Source organism: Sphingomonas sp., from assembly GCF_040398505.1.
Lineage (GTDB): Bacteria > Pseudomonadota > Alphaproteobacteria > Sphingomonadales > Sphingomonadaceae > Sphingomonas.
On the sequence record NZ_JBBATX010000009.1, the window covers coordinates 16,887 to 28,240 of the forward strand.

10 protein-coding genes are annotated in these 11,354 nt (G+C 65.5%); 4 read left to right on the forward strand and 6 right to left on the reverse strand.

Annotated features, from left to right (window positions below; all coding sequences use genetic code 11):
* Positions 1–175 precede the first annotated feature (175 nt).
* Both ABWP09_RS02455 and msrA read left to right on the forward strand, forming a co-directional pair.
* A complete protein-coding gene (locus ABWP09_RS02455; RefSeq protein WP_353203577.1) occupies positions 176–805 on the forward strand; it encodes a DedA family protein in 630 nt (209 codons plus the stop codon).
* 88 nt (positions 806–893) lie between these two features.
* A complete protein-coding gene (gene msrA, locus ABWP09_RS02460) occupies positions 894–1,559 on the forward strand; it encodes a peptide-methionine (S)-S-oxide reductase MsrA (RefSeq protein WP_353203578.1) in 666 nt (221 codons plus the stop codon).
* A 38-nt stretch (positions 1,560–1,597) separates the two neighbouring features.
* Here msrA and pdeM read toward each other — a convergent pair whose 3' ends face one another.
* Positions 1,598–2,272, reverse strand: coding sequence for a ligase-associated DNA damage response endonuclease PdeM (pdeM, locus tag ABWP09_RS02465; protein ID WP_353203579.1), 675 nt, complete (start codon positions 2,270–2,272; stop codon positions 1,598–1,600).
* 111 nt (positions 2,273–2,383) lie between these two features.
* On the opposite strand from pdeM, the gene ABWP09_RS02470 reads away from it, so the two are divergent.
* The gene (locus ABWP09_RS02470) at positions 2,384–4,339 is read left to right on the forward strand and encodes a potassium transporter Kup (RefSeq protein WP_353203580.1); all 1,956 of its coding nucleotides are present in this window, start codon (positions 2,384–2,386) and stop codon (positions 4,337–4,339) included.
* Positions 4,340–4,500: 161 nt separating this feature from the next.
* Positions 4,501–5,403: an MlaA family lipoprotein gene (locus ABWP09_RS02475; protein WP_353203581.1), complete on the forward strand. Its 903-nt coding sequence runs from the start codon at positions 4,501–4,503 to the stop codon at positions 5,401–5,403.
* A gap of 18 nt (positions 5,404–5,421) precedes the next feature.
* Here ABWP09_RS02475 and ABWP09_RS02480 read toward each other — a convergent pair whose 3' ends face one another.
* From ABWP09_RS02480 to ABWP09_RS02500, 5 genes are all read right to left on the reverse strand, one after another.
* On the reverse strand, positions 5,422–6,819 hold the full coding sequence (locus ABWP09_RS02480; protein WP_353203582.1) for a M20/M25/M40 family metallo-hydrolase: 1,398 nt from the start codon (positions 6,817–6,819) through the stop codon (positions 5,422–5,424).
* A gap of 197 nt (positions 6,820–7,016) precedes the next feature.
* Entirely contained in the window at positions 7,017–7,964 is a 948-nt protein-coding gene (locus ABWP09_RS02485) for a retropepsin-like aspartic protease (RefSeq protein WP_353203583.1), read from the reverse strand.
* A gap of 56 nt (positions 7,965–8,020) precedes the next feature.
* Positions 8,021–10,435 carry a ligase-associated DNA damage response DEXH box helicase gene (locus ABWP09_RS02490; RefSeq protein WP_353203584.1) on the reverse strand — a complete coding sequence of 805 codons (2,415 nt, stop codon included), beginning with the start codon at positions 10,433–10,435 and terminating at the stop codon, positions 8,021–8,023.
* Between the two features lie 44 nt (positions 10,436–10,479).
* On the reverse strand, positions 10,480–10,803 hold the full coding sequence (locus tag ABWP09_RS02495) for a Rap1a/Tai family immunity protein (RefSeq protein ID WP_353203585.1): 324 nt from the start codon (positions 10,801–10,803) through the stop codon (positions 10,480–10,482).
* Positions 10,800–11,354: hypothetical protein (locus ABWP09_RS02500; protein WP_353203586.1), on the reverse strand; the 555-nt coding region annotated here is incomplete at its 5' end. The genes ABWP09_RS02500 and ABWP09_RS02495, both read right to left, overlap by 4 nt.

Here is an 11,354-nt window from a genome sequence, read left to right on the forward strand (position 1 = left end):
GGCCGGGGCCCAGTAACGCACGCTTAGCAAGGCAAGCTCGGCGTTCGCCCCATTCCGCTCGCGACTGGGCCCCGGCTTTCGCCGGGGAGGCGGAGAATGAAGAAAGCGTGCACGCACGCGCCTGCAACACATTTCCCCTAGCCCCCCGCCCCATCCCACGCCAAAGCACTCGCCCATGATCGAAAAAATCTTGGGCATCCTTGCCACCTTCACCATCGGCGTCATTTCGGCGGGCGGCTATCTCGGCATCGTCCTGCTCATGGCGATCGAATCGGCGTGCATCCCGCTGCCGTCCGAAATCATCATGCCGTTTGCGGGCTATCTCGTCTCGACCGGGCGGTTCGACCTGTATCTGGCGGCAACCGCCGGGGCGATCGGCTGCAATCTCGGCTCGATCGTCGCGTATGAAGTGGGCAAGCGCGGCGGGCGGCCGCTCGCCGAGAAATGGGGCCGTTACGTCCTGATCGGCCCGGGCGAACTCGACGCCGCCGACCGGTTCTTCGCGCGCTTCGGCAATGCCGCGGTGCTGATCGGGCGGTTGTTGCCGGTGATCCGCTCGTTCATCGCTTTCCCGGCAGGCGTCGCGCGGATGCCGCTGGTGCCGTTCCACATCTACACCTTCATCGGCTCGTGGCCGTGGTGCTTCGGCCTCGCCTGGGTCGGCATGAAGCTGGGCGATCAATGGAACAACAGCCCGGCGATGAAGGCTGCGTTCCACAGCGCCGACGCGCTGATCGCGCTGGTGCTGGTGGCAGCGGTGAGTTTCTATGTCTGGCACAAGCTGCACGGCTTGAAGCGGCGCTGAGCGCTCCCACATCTTTTTGTCGGGAGCCGCGTAACTGTGTGCGGCGCTGCCCCGTATCACGGGCACCATCCCTGCAACGAGGCTGTCCATGTTGAAACCCCTGCTGATCACTGCCGGAATCGCCGGTGCCGCGCTGTTTGCGCTCGGCGGCGGCGCCGCGCAGGCCGAACGCGCCGTGCCGATTCCCGCTGCCAAGGTCGACGTCACCGCCAAGGGCCGCCAGGTCGCGGTGTTCGCGGGCGGCTGTTTCTGGGGCATGGAGGCGGTGTTCGAACAGGTGAAGGGCGTGACCGGGGTGACCGCAGGCTATGCCGGCGGCACCAAGGCGACCGCGACCTATGAAGCGGTATCGAGCGAGACGACGCAACATGCCGAGGCGATCCGATTGGTCTATGATCCCGCCAAGGTCAGCTATGCGACGCTGCTGCGCGTCTATTTCTCGGTCGCGCACAACCCGACCGAGCTCAACCGTCAGGGCCCCGACAGCGGCTACAGCTATCGCTCGGCGATCTTCCCGCAAAGCGCGGCGCAACGCGGCGTGGCGGCGGCGTACATCGCGCAGCTGCAGCAGGCGCATGTCTTCGCCACGCCGATCGTGACCAAGATCGAGACCGGGCAATTCTTCCCGGCCGAGGCGTATCATCAGGACTTTTACGACCGAAATCCCAACCACCCGTACATCGTGACCTTCGACAAGCCCAAGGTCGCCGCGTTCAAGGCCGGCTTCCCGCAACTGGCGACGGCGACGCGCTGATCGGCGTTCCTCCCCTCCCTTCCAGGGAGGGGAGAAAACTACGCCGCCAAACGAAACCGCAGCATCCGGTCCGCGACCGGGACCAGCGCCTCAGCACCACGCCCGACCGCGCGGACGATTTCGGGGTGATCGGCATCGAGCCCGCCGGTCAGCGCGCCGAACGCGGGCAGGATCAGCTTGGTCGGCGTCGCGACGAAACAGCGCCGCGCGACATTGCGCCCGCGCACGCGCACCCGCAGTTTCGGGTGGAAATGCCCCGACAGCTCCGGGCGCGCTTCATCGGGCGACGCCTCGTGCCGCAACACCAGCCCATCGACCACCGCCTCGGGCAACACCGTGCCACCGCAGCGATCGACGAGGCCAGCCCCGCTTGCCGAATCGTGATTGCCGGTGATCCACGTCCATGCCGTCGCCGTGGTGAGCGCGCGCAACCGCGCCTGCGCTGCTGCGGGCAACCGGTCGCACCCGGCATCATCATGAAAACTGTCGCCAAGGCACCACACTTCGCGCGCGCCGGTCGCCGCGACCACTGCCGCGAGATCGGCCAGCGTCGCCAGCGAATCATAGGGTGGCAGCATTTGCCCGCGCGCCGCAAACCAGCTCGCTTTCTCGAAATGCAGATCCGCCACCAGCAACGCGCCCCGCGCCGGCCAGAACAGCGCACCGCTGCCCAGCGCCAGCAAATCGTGATCGGCGAACGAAAAGGGAACCATGCGCCCGGCTATGTCGCACCGCTCGCGCCGACGCAACCGTGACAAAGCGCTTGCGGAAAGCCGCCACGGGCGTAAAGCGCGCCGTCCTTCCCGGCGAGCCATGCCAGCCTTATGAACTCTGCCCCAGTGACACCGACAGCGACGACAGCGGCCAGACCGACGCATCCCGCGCCGCACCCGGCGATGATCGCGCTGACGATCGGCGCGATCGGCGTGGTGTTCGGCGATATCGGCACCAGCCCGCTCTACGCCTTTCGCGAGGCGCTCAATCAGACCGCCGCCGGCGGCATCGGTGCGAGCGAGATTCTCGGCGTGCTCAGTCTGGCGATCTGGTCGCTGATCCTGGTCGTCACCGTCAAATACGTCCTGTTTCTGATGCGCGCCGACAATCAGGGCGAGGGCGGCGTGCTGGCGCTGACCGCGCTGGCGCGCCGCGCGCTCGGGCGGCGCTCGTTGATCGCGCTCATCCTCGGTGCCGCTGGCGCATCGCTCTTCTATGGCGATGCAATCATCACCCCGGCGCTCTCGGTGTTGTCGGCGGTCGAGGGCCTCAAGACGATCCCCGGCCTCGGCGACATGTTCAGCGAAGAGGTCATCCTCTGGCTGACGATCGTCATTCTGATCGCCTTGTTCTTCATCCAGAGCCGCGGCACGGCAAGCGTGTCCGCGCTGTTCGGCCCGGTCTGCATCCTGTGGTTCCTCGCGATCGGCGGGCTTGGCATCTGGCACATCACCGACGAACCCTCGATCCTGCGCGTGGTCTCGCCGCATTACGGGGTGATGCTGCTGGCGACGCATGGCGTGACCGGGCTGTTCGTGCTGGGCGCGGTCTTCCTGACCGTGACCGGGGCCGAGGCGCTCACTGCCGACATGGGGCATTTCGGGATCAAGCCGATCCGGCTCGGCTGGTTCTTCCTCGCCTTTCCGTGCCTCGTCCTCAACTATCTCGGGCAAGGCGCGTTTGCGCTCAACGCCCTTGAGGCGGCGGCGGCGGCGGGCACGCCATTCGTCAATCAGGACTGGTTCTTCCTGATGGCACCCGATACGGTGCGACCGTGGCTGATCGTGCTGGCGATGCTGGCAACGGTGATTGCGAGCCAGGCGGTCATCACCGGCGCCTTTTCGCTCACACAACAGGCGATCCAGCTCGGCCTGCTGCCGCGGCTGCGCATCCGCCAGACCTCGGCGACGCAGGCGGGGCAAATCTACTTGCCGACGATCAACTGGCTGCTGCTGGTCGGCGTGCTGGTGCTGGTGATCCAGTTCCGCACGTCGTCCGCAATGGCGGCCGCGTACGGCATCGCGGTGACCGGCACGATGGTGGTGACCACCTGCCTCGCTTATATCGTCGTGCGGCATCGCTGGAATTGGGGGCGCCCGCTCGCGCTCGCAGTGATCGTGCCGTTCCTGACGCTCGACCTGATCTTCTTCGGGGCCAACATCCTGCGCGTGGTTGAGGGCGGCTGGGTGCCGTTGGTGGTGGCGGGCGCGATCGGCCTGATCATCTACACCTGGAATCGCGGCCGCAGCATCGTGCGCGAATTCGAGCAGCGGCAAAGCATCCCCTTGGTCGATCTCGCCGCCGCGCTCGCCAAACGCCCGCCCGAGCGCGTCGAGGGAACCGCCGTGTTCCTGACCGCCAACCCCGACAGTGCGCCCGGCGCTTTGCTCCACAATCTCAAGCACAATAAGGTGCTCCACGAAAAGAATCTGATCGTCAGCATCCGCACCGCCGACCGGCCCGCGGTCGAGCCGGAGGACCGCGCCGAAATCCGCCCGGTCGACGACAATTTCACGATCGTCGTGCTGCATTACGGCTTCATGGAATCGCCCGATTGCCCGCGCGACCTGGGATTCGAGGCCGCGACCCACAAAAAGGTGCTCAACCCCGCCAAGACCAGCTATTTCATCGGCCGCAACACGCTGAAACCAACAGCAGACCAGGGCATGCCGCTGTGGCAGGATCGCATCTTCATGTTCTTGCAGCGCAACGCCAGCGACCCGACCGATTTCCTCAAAATCCCGCCGGGCAAGGTGCTCGAGCTGGGCGAGCAGGTTACCGTATAGCGCGCCCGGAACCGCCCCGTGGGGCGATTTGAAAAAATAGCACCGACCTGGTCCGAATCGTGTACGGAAATCGCTCTCCGGCAACGTCTTCTCATTATGTCGGACTGGGGAATGGGTGTGCGCAGGCGAAACGCGAAGAAGGCCTGTGTGGGCTTCGGGCCATGCCGAAAGTGCAGGCGTTGAGCAGTTTTGCCTTGTCCACAGCGTTGTTGCTGATCGGCCCGCCAGCTTCGCTCACCCCGCCCGCTCCGGTTGCGCTCGTCGCAACCGACGCGCCGATGGTCGCGCAGCCGTCACCGCCGGTCGAGCTGCAAGCGACACCCGTGTTTCCCGCCGAACAGGACATCGTCGTCACCGGCAGTCGGCGCAGCCCAACCGACCCGCTCCAAAGCGTCAATGTCGAAAGCTTCGCGGTAACGCAGGCGGTCGATCTCGCGGTGATTCGCCCCGTGGCAAAGGGCTATGAGAAGATCGTCCCCTCGCCTGCCCGGGATGGCATCCGCAACATTTTGAACAATTTGCGCGAGCCAGTTACGTTCCTGAATTTCCTTCTGCAGCACAAAATCGGCCGAGCGGCGAAAAGCCTCGCTCGTTTCGCGGTGAATTCGACGATCGGCGTCGCCGGGCTGATCGACATTGCGCGGCGCAAGCCCTTCAAGCTGCCGCTCCGCCCCAATGGCTTTGCCAACACGCTGGGGTTTTACGGCGTGAAACCCGGTGCGTTTCTGTTCGTGCCGCTGGTCGGCCCAACGACAGTGCGCGATCTGATCGGAACGACCGTCGACCGGTTCATGCTGCCGTTTGTGGTCGGCGGTCCGTTCAAAAATCCGGCGGTTACGATTTCCATCGGCGTGTTAGGCACGCTCGACCAGCGCGCGCAACTCGACGAAACACTCCAAGCGCTCCGTCAGGACAAGCAAAAAGCGTATCAGGCAACGCGTGAATTTTACCTCGCGCGGCGTCAGGCGCAAATCGACGAATTGCACGGCAAGGGGCGCCATATCGTGCGCCCCAACCCGGGTTCGGTCAAACCGCTGATCCTCGACGCGCCCGAACAGAAATAGCGCGCGCTTCCCTGCCGCTTATCCGGCAAACGCCTTGACCAGATCGAACAGATAGTCGCGCCCTTGATACAGTGAATCCTTGCGGATCCGCTCGTTCAAACCGTGCGTGCCGTTGCCGTCGGCATCGGTGAAAAAGCCGGGCACGCCGTAGACCGGAATACCGACCGCCTCAAGAAAGACGCCGTCGGTCGCGCCGGTCGACATGAGCGGGAGCAGCGGCAGGCCGGGGTAGTGCTTGGCCGCGACCGCCTTCACCGGGCCAGTGATTTTGGGGTCGAGCGCGGGCGGGATGGCGGTCGGGCGGATCGGCGCATTGGCGCTGACTTTGACCTTCGCCCCCGCCAATTCCTGCAATTTGGCGAGCGTACCCTGCACCGTCTCGCCCGGGAAGATGCGGCAATTGACGTTGGCGGTGGCGCGCTGCGGCAGCGCATTCTCGGCATGCCCGGCGTTGACAATCGTCGCGACGCACGTCGTGCGCAGCGTCGAATGCATCATTTTGTCAGCGCTGACGATTGTGTCGGCGGCGGCATCGCTCGGGTCGGCGAGCAGCTTCGTAATCGCAGCGCGCAACGGCGGCGGCGAGCCGAGCGCCGCCATGCCGAAAAAGGCGCGCGTCGTGTCGCTGAATTTGATCGGGAATTCATAGCCCTGCACCGCCTTCAGCGCGTCGGACAGTTCGTAGATTGCGTTGGTGGGCACCGGCTGCGAGCTGTGCCCGCCCTTGTTGGTCGCCTCAAACGTGTAATTCTGCGCGGCCTTTTCACCAACTTGCAGTGCCAGCAATTGCGGCTTGCCGTCGGGGCCGTACCGCCCGCCGCCGCCCTCGTTCAGGGCAAATTCGGCATCGATCAGATCGCGCTTGTTCTTGGCGAGCCACTCGGCGCCGTTGAAGGCGAAGGTCGTCTCCTCGCCGCAGGTCAGCGCAAGCTTGATCGTGCGCTTCGGTTTATACCCCTCCTGCTTCAGGCGAATCAGCGTATCCGCCCAGACCGACGCCATCGCCTTGTCGTCGACCGTCCCGCGCGCATAATAATAGTCGCCTTCCTCGATCAGCGTGAACGGATCACGCACCCAATCGGCACGCTTGGCCTCGACCACGTCGAGATGGCCGAGCAGCAGCATCGGCTTGGCCTTGGCATCGCTGCCCTTCAGCACCGCAACGATGCCGCCTTCCTTGGCGCGCTCGGGCACCGAGAACAGCGTGACGTCGCTGTCGGCATAGCCCGCCGCCGTCAGCCGCGCGCCGATTTGCGCTGCGGCTTGGGTACAACTGCCGGTCGATAGCGTCGTATTGGTCTCGACCAATTGCTTGTACAGCCCGAAATAGCGCTTTTGGTCGGGCCGGTCCTGTGCCGATGCGGCGCTGGCGATCGCCGCCAGGCCAAGGATCGTTGCGGTGGTACGTGCGCGCATGTGAAAGGCCCCTGTTATGTGGGGCGGAAGCTAGCGCGCTGCGCCACGAACGCAACCGTTACGGGCCCCCGTTCGCCCTGGTGATGAGGTCGCCGAGCCCCCGGCTCGGCTGGAAGCGTCCGGGGGACGTTTCCACCTCATCACCAGCCCGAACGGAGGGGGAAAGCTCAGGTCAAACGACCGTGCGCTGAGCCAGTCTAAAGCGGAGCCGCATCCTTCGGCTGCGCCAGTCGCAGTTCGCGATTGGCGAAATCGATCCGCACCCGCCCGAACAGGCGCAGCGCATCGATCCCAAGCAGCAAGGCAGGGACCTCGCGCAAGCCCAGCCGCGCAAACGGTGCCGCGTCCGAAAACGCCACGGGCAGATTGGCAAACGCAATCTTACCGAGCTGGATTTGCCCGACCTGGGTATAGTCGGCCTCCAGCACGCCGCCGGTGACACTCGTCAATGTAACCGGACTCATCATTCCCGAATCGCGCGCGACGAGGCGGCGCAAGGCCAGATTGCCCATGCTGACGACCGATCCGGTGTCGATCACGACGCGAATGCGACGGCCGCGATAGCTGGCGTCGGTCACGACAAGCTGACCCAGCAAGCTTTTCGCGCGGATGACGATGTCGTCGGGGCCGAAATGCTCGACCCGGATACGTTTGAAGGACGGTGTGACCGTCATCGCTTGCCGCCCGAAATCGATCGTCACGGCATGATCCTTCAACGTGTCGATCCCGACCAGACCCTGCGCGCCAAGATGCCGCTGCACCAAAGCGGGCGCCTCGATCCGTGAGCTCGTGATCCGCGCCCCGCGCCCGGCAGTGCCGACCCCGATATCGGGAATCAGGAACGTGCCGACGCTCGCCGACCCCGCCATCGCCGTGATCCGCACCGTGCGCCCCTGCGCCAAGCCGAGCGATTCGGCCAGTTCGCGCGCAATGACGGTGCGTTCTGAGCCGGTATCGACCACGAAGCGATACGGACCCGCCGTCCCGATCGTCACCGGAACCGTCATGCGCGTATCGTCGGTGCCGAAATCGAGCTGATCGCGCGGAATTTGCTGCGCCTTTTGTTGCGCAGCAGGATCGGGCGCAGGTTGGCCCGGGCTCAATAATGCGAGCAAGGGGGAGGCGAGGAGCAGCGCCGGGTTCATGTTGCCAAGGTACGCCCGTTTCGGACCTTCGACAAGCCGACTCGATCGCGCCGCCCCTAATCCAGACGCATCGCCTCCGCCGCCAGCACTTCGGCCTCGATCAGCAAAGCATCGTCGGCCAGTCCCTGCGCGACATGTTCGCGCCCGATCAGCGTCAGCACCGGTACCGCGAGCGGCGAAATCCGCTCCAGCGCGACGTGCAGCATCGTATCGCCCGCGCGATCGAGCAGATCGGCGAGCCGCCCGACATCGGTCATCCGTGCGCGCGCATCGGCCCAGGCGGCTTGCAGCAAGAGGTGACCCGGCTCGTACTTTCGCAACACATCGTAGATCAGATCGGTCGAGAAGCTGACTTGCTTGCCGGTCTTGCGTTTGCCCGGGATCTGCCGCTCGACCAGCCCGCCAATCACCGCGACTTCGCGGAAGGCGCGCTTGAGCAGCGACGATTGCTGCACCCAATCGACGAACTCATCCTCCAAGATATCGCGCGAAAACAGGCCCGCAGGATCGGTGATCGGCTCCAACCCGTAACACGCCAGCGCATAATCGTTCGCGACGAAGCCGATCGGCTTGAGTCCTTGCGTCTCCATCCGCCGCGTCACCAACATCCCGAGCGACTGATTCGCGTTCCACCCTTCAAAGCTGTAGGCGACCATGTAATGCCGCCCTTCGCGCGGGAAGGTTTCGACGAGCAATTGCCCCGGGCGCGGCATGACCGAACGCACGCGCTGCACCTCGAGCCATTCGCGCACATCGTCGGGAAAGCGCCGCCATTCCTCGGGCGTAGCAAGGAAAGCGCGCACGCGATCGGCAAGGTTGGTCGACAGCGGCATCCGCGCCCCGCCGTAACTCGGGATTCGCGCGGGCCGCGAGGTCGCGCGGACTACGATCGACTCGGTATCGATCCGTTCAACCTCAAGGCTCAATCCCGCGAAGAAGAAGGTATCGCGCGGGGTGAGCGTCGCGGCAAACCCCTCCTCGACTCGCCCCAAGGTGCGCCCATTGCCGAAGCGCACGCTCAACATCGTGGCCTCGACGATGATCCCTGCGTTCAACCTATGCTGCGCAACAAATTTGGGGAGACTGACGCGCCAAATCCCGTCCGGCGCGCGCGTCAGCCGCTTGAATTTGTCATAGGCTTTCAGCGCATAGCCCCCGTCGCACACGAAGCCGAGCACTTGCTCGAACGTGTCGGTCGGCAGCGCCGAATAGGGCAAGGCCGAGCGGATTTCGTCGAGCAGCGCGCCCTGTTCGAACGGTGCCGCACACGCACAGGCCATCACATGCTGCGCCAGCACGTCGAGCGCGCCCATGCGGAAGATATCGGGGTCGAGCTCGCCCGCCTCGACCGCGTCGAGCGCCGCGCGCGCTTCGAGATATTCGAAGCGGTTGCCCGGCACGACGATCGCTTCGGACGGTTCATCGAGCCGGTGATTGCTGCGCCCGATCCGCTGCAGCAAACGCGACGACCCCTTCGGCGCACCCATCTGGATCACGCAATCGACATCGCCCCAATCGACCCCCAAATCGAGGCTCGCCGTCGCGACCAGCCCGCGCAAGCGCCCATCGGCCATCGCGCCCTCGACCTTGCGCCGCGCCTCGAGGCTGAGCGAGCCGTGATGCACCCCCAGCGGCAAATTCATCGCATTGACCTTCCACAAATCCTGAAAGATCAGTTCGGCGAGCGCGCGGGTGTTGCAGAAGACGATCGTCGTCTTGTGCGTCTCGATCTCGGCGATCACTTGCTCGGCGGCATAGCGCCCCGAATGGCCCGACCACGGCACCCGGCCCTGTGGGAGCAGGATCGTGACATTGGGCGGCGCGCCGGCCTCGCCCTGCACCAGCGTGACGCTATCGATGTCGCCATCGGGCGCGAGCCACGCGCGATAGCCGTCGGGGTCCGCCACCGTCGCCGACAGCGCGACGCGGCGCAGATCGGGCGCAATCCGCTGCAGCCGCGCCATGCACAAGCTGAGCAAATCCCCGCGCTTGCCCGTGGCAAAGGCGTGGACTTCATCGACGACGATCGTCTTCAGCCCTTCGAACATCGTGAAGCTGTCGGGATAACTCAGCAAAAGACTGAGCGATTCGGGCGTCGTCAGCAGGATGTGCGGCGGACGAATCCGCTGCCGCGCCTTGCGGTCCGACGGGGTATCGCCGGTGCGCGTCTCGACCCGAATGGCGAGCTCCATCTCGTCGATCGGGGTGAGCAGATTACGCTGCACATCGACCGCCAGCGCTTTGAGCGGCGAGACGTAGAGCGTGTGCAGCCCCGCGCTCGGATGCTCGATCAGCTCGGCCAGCGTCGGCAGGAACCCGGCAAGCGTCTTGCCCGCGCCGGTCGTCGCGACCAGCAGCCCATGGCGGCCCTCGCGCGCGACCTCGAGCATCGCGAGCTGATGGCGTCGCGGTGCCCAGCCCTTCGCGGCAAACCAGTCGGTGATGGATACGGGGAGGCGAGGAGCCGTCATTATTGGGTATATGGGGCGCGGCGCAGGGCGCGGCTACCGCGGCTTCACCGGCGCTTACATGGAAAGGCCTTTTGCAGCGCGTCGCGGACGATGAACGAGGGCGCGCTGATCCAGGTCTCGGGGCGCGAGCGCAGCGCCTTGCGCACGGCGGCGATCGCCTCGCCGGTCGATGCCTTGGCGGGCGCGGGGCAGATTTCGTGCGTCAGCGACAGCGCATCGAACACCCCCAGGATGTAGCCGGTGCAGAAGTTCGGACGCGGATCGCGGTCCTTGCCCTGGCACGCCCGCGCGAGCTGCTCGCTTTCGAGCGCGCTGACGACGACCGGGGCGGGCGTCGCGGCGGCGAGTGCGACCGCGAGCAGGATCATGATGATCGCCCGTCCGCCGCGCCGAGATAGGGCAGCAAGCGCACGCGCGGGAACACCGTGTCGAACGGCGTGGTGTCGGGCAGGATATAGACGATTCCGCCGGCCTTGCCGAACAGCGCGCCGATTTTCCGCGTGTAGAAGCGCGTGCCGACGTTGATGCAGCCGAAGCTGACGCGGTTGTCGTCGGGTGTCGGCGACAGCAGCCGCGCGACGCGCCGCTCCTTCTTGTTGGTGGTGATCACCGCATGAAGCGCAACCGAATTGGCATAATCGACCCACAGCACGCGCTGACCGCCAAACGCGCGGCCGAATTTCGAGACGAAGCGGCCCGCCGGCGTCGTCCGCTCGGCCGGGCCAATGTCGGCGAGCTTCTTGGCACCGATCCCGGGCGACGAATCATCGCCCACGCCGATCCCGAGCAGCACCGGCGTCTCGCCGACGAACGTCCCGTCGGCGCGGAACAGCGACAGTGACGCGGCGTGCTTGTCGATGACGAGATAGGGCAGTTTGCCATTGTCGCGCGCCGAAGCGATCCACGCGATCAGCCGACT